The organism is Enhygromyxa salina (genome assembly GCF_000737335.2).
Taxonomy (GTDB): Bacteria; Myxococcota_A; Polyangia; order Nannocystales; family Nannocystaceae; genus Plesiocystis; species Plesiocystis salina_C.
Map to the genome: position 1 here is coordinate 1 of NZ_JMCC02000010.1, position 16,274 is coordinate 16,274.

The following is a 16,274-nucleotide window of genomic DNA, read 5'->3' on the forward strand; positions in this document are numbered from 1 at the left end:
TTCGCTCGGGCCCTCGGTCCGACCGACTGGGGAACGAGGCCACGCTCAAATCACACGTGATTTGTTCGTGGCCTCTTCTCTTTTTTAGCCCCAGTCGGCCCGACTCGACACGTGCTCGGCTGCGCCTGCGCGCGCGTCGACACCCTTCTCAGCGGCCGAGCGTGGGCACGAAGTGGACCGCGTAGATCGGCGGCAGGTGGCCGCGGATCTGCGTGAAGCTGTCGCCCGCGTCTTCGGTCACCCACAGGTTGCCGGTCGTCGAGCCAAACGCGAGGCGCTGGCCGGTCTGATCGATGTCGAGCGCGTGGCGAAACACGATGTCGTAGGCGTGGTCCTGCGGCAGGCCCTTGCGCAGCACGTCGAAGCTGCGGCCGCCGTCGCGGGTCCGGGTCACCACCACGCGGCCGTCCTCGGGTACGCGCAGCTGGTCGCTGATGCCGGGCACGAAGTAGGCGGTGTCGCTGTCGCGCGGGTGCACGGCGACGGCGAATCCGAACGTCGAAGGGCCCGCCTCCTCGATCTGGACCCAGCTGCGGGCGCCGTCGCGGCTGCGCCAGATGCCGCAGTGGTGCTGGACCCACAGGTGATCGAAGTTGGCCGGGCACGCGACCATGCGATGGGGATCTTGGATCACCGGATCGCCAGCTTGATCGGGGGGCATGAAGTTGGCCCGCATTCCGTCTGCGCGCACCGTCCAGGTCTGGCAGTCGTCGGTGGTCTCCCATACGCCGCCGCAGCTGACGGCGACCAGCATGCGCGAGGAGTCGCGGGGATCAACGAGCACCGAGTGGATCCCGGGATAGTCCGCGCCGCCGCCGAACCAGCGCTTGCGATCGGGGTGGCGCCACAGCGACTCGATCAGGGTCCAGGTCTCACCGTGGTCGTGGGACCGAAACAAGCCGCCCGGGATGGTGCCGGCCCACAGCTCGCCGGGTCGATCGGGGCCGCCGGGCGTGAGCGACCAGATCAATTTGAGCGCCCACGGCACGCTGCGGCCGTCGGCGCCGACGTCATCTTCTTCGTTGGGCTTGGGCGGGTACTCGGGCGCGCCGATCTCGACCCAGCTGGCGCCGTCGTCCTCGGAGCGGTGCAGCTTGGCGCCGAAGTGGCCGTGGTCGAGGGCCGCGTACCAGCTGCCGTCACGCACGTCGGCCATCGCCAGCGTCACATTGTCGCCAAGGAACGACGCGCGATCGACCGACCACCCCGATGCGTGCCGACGGACCTCGAACAAACCCTTGCGTGTAGATACCAGCAGCGTGTCGCTCACGAACTCAACCTCCGGACAGGGCCTGGATCACGTAGATCTCGGACTGGGGTGTGACGGCGTCGCTCAGGCCAACGCGATCACGGACCTGAACGCCGTCGATGAACACGTTCATGTGCTTGCGGACCGCGCCCTGCTCGTCGACGACATAGCCGCGCAGCCGCGGGTTTTGCTCGAACACGGCGGCCAGCGCTTCGCCAACGGTCACGCCCTCGACGACGAGCGTGGGGCTGACCACGTGACGTTGAAGGTTGGCCGTGAAGTTGACGGTGGGCATCGGCGCTCGCGGGTCTCGTCCATGATGGGGGGACCCGCACCGATCGAGCAAGCAACAAGCCGCTAGCCCGCCAGACCCAGGGCGCGCATGCGCAGCTTCAGCGCGTGGGCCGAGACCTCGAGCGCAGCGGCGGCAGCGGTCAGCTTGCCCCCGGCTTGGGTCACGGCGGCGGTGATTTCTTCGGCGCCGAGGTCTGCGGCCTTGCGGATCTGCGAGGACTGCTCGACGAGCGCGTAGAGGGAGGTTCGTGACAGGTTGAGCGCCTTCGCCGTTGGCGCCAGCCGATATTGATTGGCCCGCAGGACCTCGAGCAGCTGGGCCTCCGAGACCTCGCTGGGGGGCCGGTACAGGTGCCGAGCGGGCGCGCGGGGAGCCTCGAGCGTGTCGAAGATGTCTGGGCTGGGCCCGCCAACCTCGAGCATTGGCTCGGTGCGTGGCCGCAGCAGCGCGTCGAGATCACTGCCGAGCGACATCTCGGTTTGATAGCGGCCCACGATCACGAGCTGCCGGACCACGTTGCGGAGCTCCCGGACGTTGCCGGGCCAGTGGTAGCTGGTCAGCCGGGCGACGGTCGCAGCCGAGATCCATGGCTGCTCCTGGTCGCCGGTCTCGAGCAGCTTGGTCATGCCGATTGACTCGAGCTCGGTGCGAGCGAAGTGATAGAGCAGCGGGCCGATGTCGACCCGGCGGTCGCGCAGCGGCGGGATCGAGATGCGGAACCCTGCCAGGCGCTGCAGCAGCGCCTCGCGAAACCCGTCTTGATCGACGGCGCCCTCGAGGTCCGCATCTGTGGCTGCGATCACGCGGACGTTGACGGTCTGGGCCGAAGAGCCGCCGACCGGGCGCACGTCGTGGGTCTCGAGCACGCGCAGCAGCTGGGCTTGGGTGTCGATCGGGGTCTCGCCGATCTCGTCGAGGAACAAGGTGCCCTCGTGGCAGCGAACGAAGCAGCCGGTGTGGTTGCGGTCGGCGCCCGTGAACGCGCCACGCACGTGACCAAACAGCTCCGAGGCCGCGAGCGGAGCGGACAGCGTGGCCATGTTGAGGGCCTCGTAGTGACGATCCGCGCGGTCGCTCTCGCGGTGGATGGCGCGGGCGATCAGCTCTTTGCCAGTGCCGGACTCGCCGCGGATCAACACCGGGACCTCGAGGTCGCCGACGATGCGAATGTCGTTGCGGACCTGCTCGATGCCCTCGCTGCAGCCCTCGAGCCCGAAGGTGTCGATCCCGGGCTGCGACTTGCTGGGCCCGTAGTGCAGCAACAGAGCGACGCGACCGTGGAGGATCAAGATCACCCCGCGCTCGATGTCAGCGGGCTCGAAGCGGACCGGCTCGGTCAGCACCTTTCCGTCGGCGATGACCTCGATCCGGCGCTCGCCCGGCAGCACCCAGATCGCGTCGTCTTCGGGCTTGATGATGACCGGGCTGCGGCTCAGGTAGCGATCGCCGAGCGGGCGTGGGTGGCCGTCGGACAGCTGCGTGAACGCGGGGGAGCTGCGCGAGAGCTGCAGGGTGCCGTTGATGCGCAGCTGGCTGGGGACGCGCTCCGGGTTGGGATGCGCGATGATCGTGAGCGTGGGAATGACGTCGGCGCGCTGCTCGGTCGTTGTGGGTCGCGGGACTGTGGCCTCGTCGCTCATGGTGTGCTCGTTGCGGTGGGCGAAGGCGAAGTCGGCTCGGGCAGGGGGCTTGTAGTCCATCGCCCACGTGACAGAGCAAGCCGGGTGCCAAGCTCTGACCCGCGATGCCGGGACGATTGGCGGCCGATCGACGATGAAGCGGGACTGTCTGACGGTTGCCAACCGTCGCTCGGAGTGACCGACGGTCCCGGGCGGTCGCGGACGCTCAGATGTTCGCGCGTACAGATGGCAGCCGCATCTTCCATAGAAATCCGTCGAAGTAAAAGTGAACGAGCGACTGGTACACACCCCAAAAGCCCAACCAGTAGGCGGTGCGGTAACCAAACAGCTCCGGGCGATCGGCGTCAGGCATGATCCAGCGGCCCCAATATTTGAGCAGCAGCAAGGCCACGCCGAACGCCAGGATCATCCCAAGGTAGAACCACAGCGGACGTCGCAACATGTGGCCAAGCACGGGGCCGTGCGCGAGCGCGCTCTGGTAGCGCTTGCGCTGGTAGGCCCACACGAACACGCAGTACTCCAGGGCGTGGGAGAAGGCGAACGCGAGGTAGACCTTGACCGGGTCGAACACGAAGAAGCACAGCGCGAGGCCGGTGGTGCCCCCCGCCATCAGCAGCCGCGGGGCGCTGCGCAGCCGGTTGACGCGGAACTCGGCGCGCAGCCACAGCACGTGGATGACGACCACGAACGCGATCGTCACCGGCAAGCTCACGGGCATGGCTTGCTCGAGCAAGTCGATGAAGCCAGGCAGCACGGCCGCCGCGTCGTCGAAGTAGTCGACCGCGATCTCTCGGTACAGCGGGCCGAGGTACGCGAAGTAGAGCGGCAGCCAGCACAGCACCAGCGCGCGATCGATCCACCCTGGTACTTCTTGCTGGTCCTGCGCGAGGCCGCGCGCCTTGGCGTTGTACAGGCGCATGATCCCGTACTTTTGCATGTAGACGTGCCAGAAATTCCACAGCGCCGCGAGCACGCCAACGATCGCGATCAGCTGATCGATCGGGACCCCGGGCTGGACCTGGTGGCGCTCGAGCCAGGGGCGGATCACCAGCGCGAGGCCCATGAGCGCCAGGATCAACATGGACGCCGCGAACCGAGGTCCGCCGAGGCTGGCGATCGCCTGTTCGGTCGGTGGGGTCGCGGGCGCCTGCGCGCTCCGGCGGATCCGCTGCGAGTCGAACCACGTCGAGGCAAACAGCGCGGCCCCAAACCACCACCACGCGCCGTCAAAATCGATCCGCAGGCTGCGGGTGCAGACGTCGAGCAACAGCGCGGCGCTCAGCGCTCCGCCGAGCACCGTGGTCAGCTCGCCAACGGGGACGCCCGCCTCGCCGCCGTCACGGCGCAGGATCTGCACGAGCAGCACGACCAAGCCCGCGAGCGCGCACGCACCGACGGGGCTGAGCACCAGCTCGCTGTGGGCCAGGTAGGGGCTGGCCGCCCACGCCAGCAACAACACCGCCGGGAACAGCCAAAACCGGGCCGGATAGCGGGCCCGCACCTGGCTGTCCAGGTACACGTAGGGCAGGCCAAAGTGGCGGTGCAGATCCGTCAGCCCGATCGTGAGCAGGTACCAGAACAGGTAGTCCGCGCGGGCCGGCCCCAGCAGCAGCAAGGGCACCAGCACCCACACCCAGCTGAGTGAGTAGGCGGCGAGGTCGATCAGCGGTGAGACGTGCCAGCCCTCGACCTTGGCGTCTGGCTCGGGGACCCGAAACACGCCGCGCAGACCCAACTGCTGCATGTCGCGAACGGTACGCTATTTTTCGACCCTCACGGACACTGGGCCGTCCGCCGGCTGCGTCCGCTGTGGGGGGCGATTGGGCGCGGCGGGGGCTCGGCTGCGATGGCGTGTGCGGCCGCGCACAAGATCACTTTGGCTCTCGACTGTGTGTGCGGCATGTCCGTGGGCGCCCAGAACAGGCGTACACTCCGGCAAATGACGACTCGCATCGGCATCAACGGGTTTGGACGCATCGGTCGCTCGGTGTTCCGCATCGCATCGGAGCGCGACGACATCGAGGTGGTGGGCATCAACGATCTCGCCGACCCTCACAACCTTGGATACCTACTGGAGTACGACTCGGTTCACGGCCGGCTCGGAAAGCGCGTGCGCGCCGAGGACGGTGCGCTGATCGTCGGGGATCAGCGGGTGCCCTTCAGCCAGACCCGCAACCCGGCTGAGGTCCCGTGGGGCAAGTGGGGGGCCGACATCGTGATCGAGGCGACGGGCGTGCTGACCAAGCGCGAGGCGGCGGCGGGTCACCTCGCGGGCGGGGCCAAGCGGGTCGTGATCTCGGCCCCGGGCAAGGGCCCCGACCTGACGGTCGTGATGGGCGTCAACCACGACAGCTACGACCCGGCCAAGCACCAGGTCGTGTCCAACGCGTCGTGCACGACCAACTGTCTGGCGCCGGTCGCCAAGGTGCTCGAGGACAGCTTTGGGGTGGAGTCAATCCTGATCACCACGGTCCACGCGTACACGGTCAGCCAGGCGCTCTTGGATCAGCCAGCCGACAAGGACTACCGCCGCGGTCGCGCGGCCGCGGTCTCGATCGTGCCCAGCTCGACGGGCGCGGCCGTGGCCACCGCCGAGGTGATCCCCAGCCTCGCCGGCAAGATGGACGGCGTCGCGCTGCGGGTGCCGGTGCCGGACGGATCGGTCACCGACATCGTCGCGAACCTGGCCAAAGATGTGACGATCGAGCAGGTCCACGCCGCGCTGCGGGCAGCTGCAGCAGGCCCAATGGCTGGGTTCCTGGCCGTCAGTGAGGATCAGCTGGTCTCGGCCGACATCGTGGGTGATCCGCACTCGTCGATCGTCGACAGCCTCAGCACCATGTCGATCGGCGCGCGCACGATCAAGATCCTCAGCTGGTACGACAACGAGTGGGGCTACGCCAACCGCTGCGTGGATCTTGCGGTCTACATGGCTGGGCGCGAGTAGGCGCCGATATTCGCTTGCGCGCGGGCGGGCCATGGTTGGATGATCCAGCCATGAGCCCGCAACCGCGTCGACTGAGCTTTGCCGTTGGAACCACCCTGCTGACGGCGTCGCTCGCCACAGGCGCGGCCGGCTGTCAGAAAAAAGGCCCGACCGTCAACGTGGCCGAGCCGCCCGAGGAGGTCTACGTGAACGAGGGGCCGCAGCCGGAGCCAGACGAGCCTATTGGCGAGGACGGCGAGGACGGCGAGGACGTTGACGAGATCGAGGGCGAAGAGCCGCCGCACGTCAACACCCAGCCCAACGCCGCCGAGTCCGAGTCCGAGTAGCGCTTGTCGCTGGCGTCTTCGCGCTGCGATACTGGGCGCATGAGCCCGCCGCCGCGTCGACTGAGTTTTGCCGTTGGGACCAGCTTGCTGACGGCGTCGCTGTCACTCGGGGTCGCGGGCTGTGACGAGCAGACCTCCAACCCCGGGCCCGACAGGGCGGACAAGCACCCCGAGCCCGAGGGACCCACGGTCAACCAGGTCGCGCCCGAGCTCGAGCCCGTCGAGCCCGACCCCGTCGCGCCATCCGATGCCGGGCTCGATCCCGAACAGGTCGAGGGGCCCCACGTGAACGAGGGCCCCGAGCCCGAGCCCGAGCCAATTCCGCCGCCGGATCCCCAGGTCATGGTCAACCCCGCGAGTGTCCCCGATCTCGAGCCGGCGACGGAGCCCAAACGCGTCAATACGCGGCCGGAAGCTCCATCGCAGGACTGAGCCGCTTCACGCAGGCACGCCGTCGCCGATCTGGGCGAGCGTCTCGAGCAAGGAGAGAGCAGTTCGTGCGGGTGGAACTTTGGTGACCGGCTATCGTCGTGGCGGCATGCACCACGCCAAGCTCGCCCCGCCGCTCATGCTGTCGTTCTTCATGGCGGGGTTGCTCGGGTCCGGGGGCTGCGCGGATCAACGGGTCGCTCACGTCGCGCCAGACATCCCCGTCGAGTCGCCTCACACCGACGAACCCGCGGCTTCGGAGGTCGACCAAGCCGCGGACACCAGCGAGCCGGCAATCAGCTGCCCCGCGCTCGACTTCACCCCCGACCCAAGCGTCCTCGTTGCGCCCAAGCTCGCCGGGCAACCGCAGACCGGGGCGTGCTGGAAGCTCCCCAAGTCGATCCAGACCAAGCTGCGCAAGGATGTCCGCGATGCCTGGTCGTTCGCGCACGACCCCCACAAGCTCGACATTGATTTTGGCTGCGATCGGCTCGGTGCCGTCAGCGACATTCACGAGATCACCTTGCAATGGGGATCCGGCCACGGGGGCACCCTCAACCTGGCGCGGCTGCGCCGAACCGATGACGCCAGCGGGTGGGACCTGCTGGTGTTGCGCAACTCCAGCTACTACGGGCGGCCCGAGGACATGGGAACCTTTCGCGGCCAGGTCGCGGCCACGGACCTCGACGACGCGCTGACCTACGCACGCGCGGCGTTGACCGTAGAGGCCAACGAACCCCCGAAGTCCGGCTCTGGATCGTACTCCATGTCGAGCGGTGACATGCACACCTTCGTGCGGCTCACCGACACGCGCGGGCGCTCGCGCGGGATGGCGTGGTCTGGCTACATGGGCTCCGAAGACCAAGAGGTGTGGATCCCGGCGAGCTTGGCCGAAGCCGCGCTCACGGCCGTCGTCAACGCCGCCGCGCTCAGCCGCGTGGATCCAGATACCGACAGCCAGCGCTTCTTCGCGGAGCGCTTCGCCGAGGGCCTGTCCCAAAATTATTACGGCGAGTTCGCGGCCTGGTGGGTGCATGCGCGGCTCGTGCAGATGGCGGGTGTGCACGGCACGAACTCGCTGATCCCGGCCTTGGGGGCGCGGCTGTGCCCGATCGTCGACGAGCACGCACACGGCGGTCACCCGCGGGCGGACGCCTTGCTCGCGATCTTCGCGCTGATCGGGCAGGACCCGCCGCAGCTGCCCGAGGATGATGAGGCGCGAACCAACGAGTGGATCACGGCATGGGCCAGCGCGTGTGGTGTGCCGTGTCCCCAGCCTGTCAGCGGGTAGCCCGAGTTGGGGTCTTCACTTGTCGCCGAAGCTCGCCGAAGCAACGGTAGGTCGCTTTGCACAGCGGTCCCACGATCGACAAGACACGTTCGAGGCCCGTCGCGGCGGCGAACTGCTCATCGAAGAGCACCAGGCGTCGCGCTTGCGGCCGGCGCTGCTGCGCTGCGATGATGGACGCATGAGCCCGCCTCCCCGTCGACTGACCTTCGCTGTCGGCACCAGCTTGCTGTCAGCCTCGCTCTCGCTGGCGGTCGCGGGCTGTACGGAGAAGGGAGAGCAAAAGCAGCAGCAGCAGCCCAAGCCGAAGGAGCCGCAGGTCAACCAGCTCCCGCCGCCGGAGCCGGAGCCCGTCCCGCGACCCAACGAGGGGCCCGTGCCCGATCCACAGCCCGTTCCACAGCCAGATCCGCCGATCGAGCTCAACGTCAACGAGGGCCCCGAGCCGGATCCCTCCCTTCTCCCCCCTCCCAAGTCCAACGCCGTCAATTCGCCAGACTGAGCCGCGCATGGCCGAGCAAGCGCCCGACGGCGAACGAGCGATCCCCCCCACCACCCAGCACATGCTGGCGCCAGCTGGTGAGCGACTTGGCGGGGCGCACCGCAAGCAGGTTCACCGGGATCCGTGGCCCGCGTTCGAGCGCTTCGATCCGGCCCCCTGGTCCACCAAAGCCCGCCGCGCGGCCGCCTTGCAGTGGTCCGGCCGGGCTCGCAACGAGCACGGCTCGGTCCAGCAGTTTGGCCAGCTCACCCAGGTCCTCGCCAGCGCGTGCGTGGAGCTCGAGCTGCTTGGCGTGCTCGCCCGAATGATCACCGACGAGGTGCGTCACGCCGAGCTGTGCGCGCGGTTGGCCTTTGCGATCTGGCCCGAGGGCCTCACGATCGAGCCCACCTTGTTTCGTTGGCCGCAGCCGCGACCGCCCTGGCAAGACCCACCAAGCCCGCGCGCGCGCCTGGATCCCGAGCCGCGCTTGGCGTGGGCGGCCGGCTCGATCCTGACCGCCTGCTGCCTGGGCGAGACCCTGTCCAAGCCGATGCTCGAGGCCCTGGTCGTGGTCACGACCGAGCCAACCGCGGAGGCCGTGAGTCGCCAGATCCTCCGCGACGAACACCTGCACGCGACGTTTGGGTTCGAGGCGCTCGCGCTGCTGCTGCCGCGCTTGAGCGAGGCCGCCCGCGCGGACTTGCAGACCCAGCTCGCGGCAGACTTCGCCGGGTTCGAGCGCTCGGTCTGCGGCAAGGTCAGGATCGCCGACGTGGCCAACACGCAGGTCATTATCGAGCGCGGCGAGCCCAACCTCGGGGTGTTGAGCGAGCTGCAGTATGCGGTGATCTTCTACTCTTGCTTGGAGACGGAGATCTTTCCCAAGCTGCGGGCGCTCGGGCTGGATCCCGACGCGGCCTGGCGGGCTCGCTAGACCCCATATTCACGCAGTCATATTGGTCACGGAGGTGGGACTGTGCGTATTCATGCCACGGTGAACTGGGATGCAGGGTTCGTGACTGTAGGAATTAGGCATTGCGTGGATTACCAAGATTCTAAAAAGTAGCTTGAAATGAGCGCTTTGACTGGGGCAAGATGCATTGCGTTGGTCGAGAAGATGTACGCTCAAGCTCCAATAGCGCGAAACCGGCCGTGGTTGGGGTGTGCGCAATTCTCGAGCCCCACCCGCGGGGTATCGCGTCGCTTGGTCGCGCAGACCCAGGAAGAGCAGTTTTGGCGGCGCTTGTTTCCACGGTTGTTTGCCCCTGGAGGGCAGCCTGGGCCGGTTGCACGCGCGATCAACCACATCAGCGTCACGCCCATGGCGCATGTCACCTGCTTGAATCTCGAGTATCAGATCTACCTCAATCAGATCCTGCACACCTCGGGGGGGGCGTGGCTCACCCACGTCGTGTGCATTCCAGTCAACGTCGCCTTGTTGTTCTACGCGCTGGCGATCCACACGGGGTCGCCCGGCTCGATGTTCATGAACGCTGGGCTGCTGGTGCTGGCGCTGCTGGCTGCCTGGTACGTGGGCATGGCCGCCAAGCTGCGCAGTAAATTGTGGGGCGCCGTCGCGCTCGCCGTGCTTGCGGGCTTGTGGCTGGTCGGAACCGCTGGGGCGTGGTTTGCGGTGGGTGAGGGGGCCGAGCTGGCCTGGTACCTGCGGCCGATCACCCTGATCGCGGCGGCCTCGGGTCTGCAGGCCTACTCGCATCTGTTCGAAGCCAACGTCCCGCCCCGGGCAAATTTCCAAGATCGCTGGCAGCCCGTGCGTGAGTTCATCTGGGGTGATCCAGCAACGGTCACCCTGCGAAGTCGGCTGCTGCGCCTGGCGTGGACGCCGATCGGCGGGCTGTGGGGCCTCGTCGACGAGTGGTGGGCCAGCGCGAAGTTGCTGCCGCTGTACCTGCTCGAGCTGCTGTGGGCGCTGGGCTACCGCCGCGCCGAGCGGGACTACTTTCGCGGGCTCTCGCTCGAGGCCCTGGCCAGCGGTGATCCGGCGCTGGACTGGGTGGGTGTTGGCGGTGGGGCCTCGGTCGCAACGCTGGGTGAGGCGTGCGCCGACGACCAGCAAGCTTGGGTCTGGGTCTGGGGCTTGGGTCTGGGGCTTGGGCTTGGGCCTCGGGCTTGGGTCTGGGGCTTGGGTCTCAGGCTTGGGTCCAGCTCAGGCTCAACGTGTCATCAACCCCGCACGCGTCGAGGTGGACCTGACTGGGCTCGGTCGTGACCTGGCCGAGCTGGCTGCTGGGCGCGCCGCTGCGCACGATGTCGAGCACGACCTCCCCGCTGGCGAGGTGGATGAACAAGTCACGCTCGACGGTGGCCGTAGCCGTGCAGGCGTACGGTTCATAGCCGTACGTGTGGTCGTACTCATAGTCGTAGCCACCGCATCCGTATCCGTATCCGTAGCCGGAGCTCTGATAGCCCGACGAGCCGGAGCTCTGATAGCCCGACGAGCCGGAGCTCTGATAGCCCGACGACGCCGCGCCAGCGTAGTATCCCGAGCTGGCCACCACTGGGCCAAGCCCGGCCGAGCTGTCGAGCGCCCAGTCGCTTGGATCGACCTCCTCGCGGCTGTCGCTCACGACCCGCACGCGCAGCAGCGCCCCGAAGCGCTCGAGCGACAGCGAGGTCTCGTCGCCGCAGCTCGTCCAGGTGGGGTGGACCAGATCCGCCAGCACCGACACGCTGCCGTCGGCGCGCGGGACCACCAGGCCGATCGTTGCTTCGTTGTATAGCTCCAGCCGGACCAGGCGGGGTTCGTCGACTTCGCAGTCCTGATCCGCGCCGCACAAGATCTCGCGGGCTTGGGCCGCGCTCGAAGGGATGATCTGCGCGCGCGCGTCGTCGCTGTGGCGGTAGCCAGGGCGACCGCGTGGATCGAGCGAGGTGATCGGGATCTCGTTGGCGCTTGGCAGTCCGCCGCGCAGGGAATTCCAGGCCGCGAGGAAGTCGTTGGTCTGGGCGAGCGGGCGGCGATCTGGATCGACGCTCGCCTCACAGGGGGTGAAGCCAACCGCCCGCGAGCGCTCGTGCACGCGCACGCGGGCGCTGTCGATCGCCGTGACGGTGTGGGTTGGCGCCTCGGCCTGAAGCTCGATCAACAGCTTCTTGGCCGCGGTGAACTGCTGCATCCCAAGCAGCGCCTCGGCCTGGGCCAAGCGAAGGTCGGCGCGCTCGGGTTGCATGCTCGCCGCGAGCTGCAGCGACTCGTTGGCGGCGGCGAAGTGCCCGGCCGCGAGCGAAGCCTGGCCGCTGCGCACGGTGGCCTCGAACATGGTCAGCGGGTCGCGTGACGCGTCGCTCTCGATCCAGCCCGCGCCGGTCTGGCCAAGCTCGGGCGTCGCCGTGGCCGCGAGCTCGGTCGACACCACACACGAGCACAGACCCACCACCGGCAGCAGCAACAACGAGCGTGGGTCCTGGGTGAGCATCGGCGCAGCTACGCGCGAGCCCGGGCAAGGATTCCCCGCCGGCCCAGCCGGCACTCACTGCAGCAGCAAGTACGCGAGCGCGGCGAGCATCAACAGCACGATGATCGTGAAGCCCCGCGAGCCGCTCTGCGCGGTCGCGTTCAGCTCGGCCCCCGGCGTGGGCGCGAGCGCGCCGAGCTGCGCGCGGGACCGCTCGAGTTGGTCTTGCATCTGCTCGCGGTCGTCGTTGTCGAGCTTCGGGTTTCGCAGCGCCTTCTCGAGCACCGCGACCGCGTCGACGTGGCGGCCCGCGGCCGCGTACAGATCCGCGAGCGAGGTCACGGCGTAGGCGTCGAACTCTCGCTCGAGCGCGCGCTCGAGGCAGCGGATCGCCAGCTTGGGATCGTCAAACTCGACGTGACCGGCGAGATCCAGCAGCGGCTCCGAGCGGGTCGGGAATTCGTCCGCGATCTGCCCGAGCGCGGCCAGCAGCGCCCGGCTGTCCCCGGTCTCGACCTCGATCAGCGACAGGATGTGCGTCGCGTGCATGCGCGTGTCGAAGTGCTGGGGATCTTTGGCAATCGCCGCGTTGACCCACTTTTGTGCTTCGCTGAGCTCGTCGAGATCCGTGTGGGCGTGGGCGAGCCCCCGCATGGCCTCGATGTTCTCCGGCGCCGCCTGAACGTGCTCGGTGAACCATGCTCGGGCCTGCTCGGCGACCGCCCGGGCGATCGTTGGACCGTTGTGTCCGAGCGCGCGCTCGATCCGGCCGCGGGCCTCGGAGCTGTGCTGATCGTCGACCTCCTCCCAGGCGGACCACGCGAGGGCAGGCTCGTGGGCGCGCTCGAGCGAGGCCGCGAGCGCGGCGAACAGCGGCCCGTGCTGGGGTGCTGGCGGCCGCTTCACGCCGCGGGTCCACACGTACGCGGCCGTGAAGTCGCCCGCTGCCGCGAGCTCGAGCACGGCGATCAGATCCGCGTCGGGCTCGCTGCCGTTCGATGTTTGCCTGGCGATCTCCAAGGCCGTACGAAAATTCCCCTGCGCGAGCGCTTGGTTCAGCCGCGCTCGTGACTCGGGTGGCTCCGCCGCGCTGGGCGACGCGTCTAGCTGCGAGCGTGCGGCCGCCTGGTTCACCGCGCCGGGCAGAGCGTCCAGCTGCGAGCGAGCGCTCGCCGGGCTCAGCTGCGTGGGCGACGGTGGATCCGCGGGCGCCGGGCTCGAGGCAGGCGCGGGCTCGGCACTCGACCCGGGCGCGCTCGCCAGCTTCGGCGCGCGCTCGAGCAGCGCCGTGACCCCCGCGACATCGCTGGAGCCCGGGCGCAGCTCGAAGGTCTTGCCGTTCGCGCAGCGGACCGCGAGCGTGGACGAGAACCCGTTCGAGCTCAGCTCGATCGCTGGCGCCCCATCTTCGGCCAGCGCGAGCCACTCGAGCGGGTCGAAGATCGACGAGCGACACATCATCGCCAGCCCGTCGTCGAGCTCGAGCAACCAGCTCTCGCCGCCGATCGAGCTTGGCGACCCGGGCGTGCGGATCGCCGCGCGAACCCGCGACTGTGGCAACGAAGCTGGCAGCCCAGAGAGAAGGTCCGACGGGAGCGACACGCCCGCGAGTGTAGGCCAGCGCGGCGCTCAGCCAAACGCGGAAACCAACATCGTCACGCCCGCGATCGCGACCATGATCAGCACGAACCAGCGCACGACCGAAGCCCCCTTCTCGAGCTGCCAGCGCGCCCCCAGCCAGGCCCCGAGCATGGTGCCGGCCGCGAGCACGATCGCGGGCGCCCACGCGACCTGATCGGCGATCACGAACACGGGCAGCGCCACGCAGGTGGACGCGAAGATCAGGCTGGCCTTGACCGAATTGGCGCGGACCAGGTCGTAGCCAAGCTGCCCGCTGAGCAACGCCAGCAGCGGAAACCCAACCCCAGCTTGCAAGAACCCGCTGTACACACCAACCGCGAGGGCCAGCACATAGGTCAGCCAGTTTGGCTCGCGCTCCTCGTCTGGTGGGTGCAAGAAGCGCTGTGGCTTGACCACCAAGACCACCGCCCAGGCCAGCAGCAGCGCGCCGATCAGCGGGCGAAACAGCTGGTCGTCGAGCCGCGTCGCCAGCCACGCGCCCCCGAGCGCGCCCGCGATGATCGGCACCGCCAGGCCCAGGCTCGAGCGAGGGGCACGGACGCCGCTGCGGCGGAAGGTGCCGATCAAGATCGCGTTCTGAGCCAGGATCGAGACCCGCAGCGTCCCGTTGGCGGTGCCGGCCGGCAACCCAAGACCGATCAGCACCGGGATCGCCAAGAACGAGCCGCCCCCGGCCATCGCGTTGATGACCCCCGCCGCGACCCCGGCCACGAGCAACAGCGCGAGGTCGAGCCAGGGGTTGCCGAGCAAGCTCAGACCGCCGAGGTCGAGGGCCGAGATCGCGTCGAGCGCGGGCTGCACTGGCGGACGCTAGCATCCTCTGTGTATTTGGCGAGAGGTGATAGCTTGTGCCGTGCGCGTGCGGACCCGGACTCTGAGGATCCCCCGGATCGGGCTGGTCGCCTCGATCGCTCTGCTCACGGCCGGGTCGGCTGGGTGCGGGCAGCTGCTGATCGAGGGCTCCAGCGTGGGCGACAACGGCTCCGAGAGCGGCACCGGCGACGCTTGCGTGATCGGTGCGCTTGGCTGTGACTGCACGCTTGGCGGCGGCTGCGATCCAGGCCTCGAGTGCATGGCGGGGGTATGCGCTGAGCCCGTGTCCGAAGAAGAGACCGGGCCGTGCGTCGGGGTGGGTTGTCCGTGTGGCATCGAGGAGCCATGCGACGACGATCAAGTCTGCGTCGACGGCATCTGCGAGCTCGACCTGTGCGGCGACGGCAAGGTCGATCCCGGCGAGGCGTGCGACGACTCCAACGCGATCGAGGGCGACGGCTGCGACAACGACTGCACCCTGACGCAGATCCTCCAGCTCTCTTTGGGTGGGGCCCACACCTGCGTGTTGATCGAGGGCGGGCGCATTCGTTGTTGGGGCCACAACGGCGGCGGCCAGATCGGCTCGGGCGAGAGCCAAGACATCGGCGACGACGAGGTGCCTGCGACGGTCCCCGATCTCCCGCTGCCGGCCGCCGTTCAGATCGCAGCAGGCGGTGTGCACACCTGCGCCCTGTTCGAGAACGGCGACGTGCGGTGCTGGGGCTTCAACTCGGCCGGCCAGCTTGGCTATGGCAACAGCGCCGAGCAGCCGGCAATTGGTGACGACGAGACCCTCGAGGGGCTCGCGGTGGTCGACTTGATCGCCCCCGTCAACGGGATCGACGTTGGCGTGCTGCAGACCTGCGTGCGCGTGGCCGGGCAGCTGCGCTGCTGGGGCGGGGGTTCCTACGGGCAACTGGGCCTGGGCGGTGTCGCCAACATCGGCGACGACGAAGTCCCGCTCGATGTCCCCGTGGTCGCGCTTGGCGGTGAGCCGGTCAAGCTCGCGGTCGACGGCGCCCACGGCTGCGCGATCATGGCCAGCGGCGGCCTGCGTTGTTGGGGCCGTGGCGACAGCGGGCAGCTTGGCTACGGAAGCACCCAGCACATCGGCGACAACGAAGACCCCGAGATCGCCGGCGAGCTCGAGCTGATCCCGCCCGAGCTACCGCGCGGCACCACGATCGTCGACGTTGGCGTCGGCTTGGTCCACAGCTGCGCGCTGCTCTCGACGGGCGACGTGCTGTGCTGGGGCGCCAGCCTCTCGGGTCAGCTTGGCCAGGGCAGCGGCACCGCGTGGGGCAACCTCGCCGGCCAGACGCCTGCCAAGCTCGCGCCGATCCAGCTGGGTGGACCTGCGATCGCGCTCGCGGTTGGGTATCAGCACAGCTGCGCGATCCTGGAAGGGGGCGACGTGCGCTGCTGGGGCGAGGCAGGCTCGGGGCAGCTCGGCAACGGCGATGAAGAGTCGGTCGGCTTGGTCGATGTGCCGGCCGATCGCGACCCTGCGCAGATCGGCGGCCCGGCCAAGATGATCTCGGCAGGGGCCGTCCACACCTGCGCCGTGCTCGAGAGCGAGGGCGTGATCTGCTGGGGCAGCAATCAGTATGGGCAGCTTGGCTACGGGTTCACGCACACGATCGGCGACGACGAGCTGCCCGAGGTCGCCGGGCTGATCGAGCTGCTGTAGCGCGGGTGCGCCTGCAGCTCGCTGGTGTTGGGCTCGAGCACGCGATAGCCGGCTCG

General features: G+C 68.6%; 15 protein-coding genes. 8 read left to right on the forward strand and 7 right to left on the reverse strand.

The features are described from left to right. Positions 1–148: 148 nt before the first annotated feature. The 4 genes from DB30_RS05040 to DB30_RS05055 form a co-directional block, all read right to left on the reverse strand. On the reverse strand, positions 149–1,270 hold the full coding sequence (locus DB30_RS05040) for a WD40/YVTN/BNR-like repeat-containing protein (RefSeq protein WP_052546832.1): 1,122 nt from the start codon (positions 1,268–1,270) through the stop codon (positions 149–151). 4 nt (positions 1,271–1,274) lie between these two features. After that, complete coding sequence (locus DB30_RS05045) at positions 1,275–1,544, reverse strand: MoaD/ThiS family protein (protein ID WP_052546833.1); 270 nt, start codon at positions 1,542–1,544, stop codon at positions 1,275–1,277. 62 nt (positions 1,545–1,606) lie between these two features. Beyond that, the gene (locus DB30_RS05050; protein ID WP_052546834.1) at positions 1,607–3,244 is read right to left on the reverse strand and encodes a sigma 54-interacting transcriptional regulator; all 1,638 of its coding nucleotides are present in this window, start codon (positions 3,242–3,244) and stop codon (positions 1,607–1,609) included. 145 nt (positions 3,245–3,389) lie between these two features. Beyond that, on the reverse strand, positions 3,390–4,928 hold the full coding sequence (locus DB30_RS05055) for a hypothetical protein (protein ID WP_052546835.1): 1,539 nt from the start codon (positions 4,926–4,928) through the stop codon (positions 3,390–3,392). Positions 4,929–5,123: 195 nt separating this feature from the next. Here DB30_RS05055 and gap point away from each other — a divergent pair, with 195 nt between their 5' ends. The 7 genes from gap to DB30_RS05090 all read left to right on the forward strand — a co-directional run bounded on the left by gap (position 5,124) and on the right by DB30_RS05090 (position 10,888). After that, positions 5,124–6,131, forward strand: coding sequence for a type I glyceraldehyde-3-phosphate dehydrogenase (gene gap / locus DB30_RS05060; protein WP_052546836.1), 1,008 nt, complete (start codon positions 5,124–5,126; stop codon positions 6,129–6,131). 50 nt (positions 6,132–6,181) lie between these two features. Further along, on the forward strand, positions 6,182–6,457 hold the full coding sequence (locus tag DB30_RS05065) for a hypothetical protein (protein ID WP_052546837.1): 276 nt from the start codon (positions 6,182–6,184) through the stop codon (positions 6,455–6,457). Between the two features lie 39 nt (positions 6,458–6,496). Next, a complete protein-coding gene (locus tag DB30_RS05070) occupies positions 6,497–6,889 on the forward strand; it encodes a hypothetical protein (protein WP_052546838.1) in 393 nt (130 codons plus the stop codon). A gap of 82 nt (positions 6,890–6,971) precedes the next feature. Beyond that, positions 6,972–8,177 carry a hypothetical protein gene (locus tag DB30_RS05075; RefSeq protein ID WP_205632914.1) on the forward strand — a complete coding sequence of 402 codons (1,206 nt, stop codon included), beginning with the start codon at positions 6,972–6,974 and terminating at the stop codon, positions 8,175–8,177. Positions 8,178–8,355: 178 nt separating this feature from the next. Further along, positions 8,356–8,676, forward strand: coding sequence for a hypothetical protein (locus tag DB30_RS05080; protein WP_153258235.1), 321 nt, complete (start codon positions 8,356–8,358; stop codon positions 8,674–8,676). A 7-nt stretch (positions 8,677–8,683) separates the two neighbouring features. Continuing rightward, positions 8,684–9,592, forward strand: coding sequence for a hypothetical protein (locus DB30_RS05085; protein WP_052546841.1), 909 nt, complete (start codon positions 8,684–8,686; stop codon positions 9,590–9,592). A gap of 387 nt (positions 9,593–9,979) precedes the next feature. Continuing rightward, on the forward strand, positions 9,980–10,888 hold the full coding sequence (locus tag DB30_RS05090) for a hypothetical protein (protein ID WP_146658068.1): 909 nt from the start codon (positions 9,980–9,982) through the stop codon (positions 10,886–10,888). Here the strand turns inward: DB30_RS05090 and DB30_RS05095 are convergent. From DB30_RS05095 to DB30_RS05105, 3 genes are read right to left on the reverse strand one after another with little or no spacing between them, the layout of a single operon-like run. Beyond that, positions 10,809–12,095, reverse strand: coding sequence for a tetratricopeptide repeat protein (locus DB30_RS05095; protein WP_052546843.1), 1,287 nt, complete (start codon positions 12,093–12,095; stop codon positions 10,809–10,811). The genes DB30_RS05090 and DB30_RS05095 overlap by 80 nt on opposite strands. A gap of 54 nt (positions 12,096–12,149) precedes the next feature. After that, positions 12,150–13,676: a tetratricopeptide repeat protein gene (locus DB30_RS05100; protein ID WP_146658069.1), complete on the reverse strand. Its 1,527-nt coding sequence runs from the start codon at positions 13,674–13,676 to the stop codon at positions 12,150–12,152. Between the two features lie 27 nt (positions 13,677–13,703). Further along, on the reverse strand, positions 13,704–14,516 hold the full coding sequence (locus DB30_RS05105; RefSeq protein WP_052546845.1) for a sulfite exporter TauE/SafE family protein: 813 nt from the start codon (positions 14,514–14,516) through the stop codon (positions 13,704–13,706). 58 nt (positions 14,517–14,574) lie between these two features. Here DB30_RS05105 and DB30_RS05110 point away from each other — a divergent pair, with 58 nt between their 5' ends. Continuing rightward, on the forward strand, positions 14,575–16,218 hold the full coding sequence (locus tag DB30_RS05110; protein WP_146658070.1) for a hypothetical protein: 1,644 nt from the start codon (positions 14,575–14,577) through the stop codon (positions 16,216–16,218). The last annotated feature ends 56 nt before the right edge of the window (positions 16,219–16,274 follow it).

What these genes read in the sequence shown, in the direction of transcription:
- DB30_RS05045 (WP_052546833.1), bottom strand. Translation starts at nt 1,544, where the DNA reads ATGCCCACCGTCAACTTCACGGCCAACCTTCAACGTCACGTGGTCAGC.
- gap (WP_052546836.1), top strand. Translation starts at nt 5,124, where the DNA reads ATGACGACTCGCATCGGCATCAACGGGTTTGGACGCATCGGTCGCTCG.
- DB30_RS05055 (WP_052546835.1), bottom strand. Translation starts at nt 4,928, where the DNA reads ATGCAGCAGTTGGGTCTGCGCGGCGTGTTTCGGGTCCCCGAGCCAGAC.
- DB30_RS05080 (WP_153258235.1), top strand. Translation starts at nt 8,356, where the DNA reads ATGAGCCCGCCTCCCCGTCGACTGACCTTCGCTGTCGGCACCAGCTTG.
- DB30_RS05085 (WP_052546841.1), top strand. Translation starts at nt 8,684, where the DNA reads ATGGCCGAGCAAGCGCCCGACGGCGAACGAGCGATCCCCCCCACCACC.
- DB30_RS05090 (WP_146658068.1), top strand. Translation starts at nt 9,980, where the DNA reads ATGGCGCATGTCACCTGCTTGAATCTCGAGTATCAGATCTACCTCAAT.
- DB30_RS05070 (WP_052546838.1), top strand. Translation starts at nt 6,497, where the DNA reads ATGAGCCCGCCGCCGCGTCGACTGAGTTTTGCCGTTGGGACCAGCTTG.
- DB30_RS05050 (WP_052546834.1), bottom strand. Translation starts at nt 3,244, where the DNA reads ATGGACTACAAGCCCCCTGCCCGAGCCGACTTCGCCTTCGCCCACCGC.
- DB30_RS05065 (WP_052546837.1), top strand. Translation starts at nt 6,182, where the DNA reads ATGAGCCCGCAACCGCGTCGACTGAGCTTTGCCGTTGGAACCACCCTG.
- DB30_RS05095 (WP_052546843.1), bottom strand. Translation starts at nt 12,095, where the DNA reads ATGCTCACCCAGGACCCACGCTCGTTGTTGCTGCTGCCGGTGGTGGGT.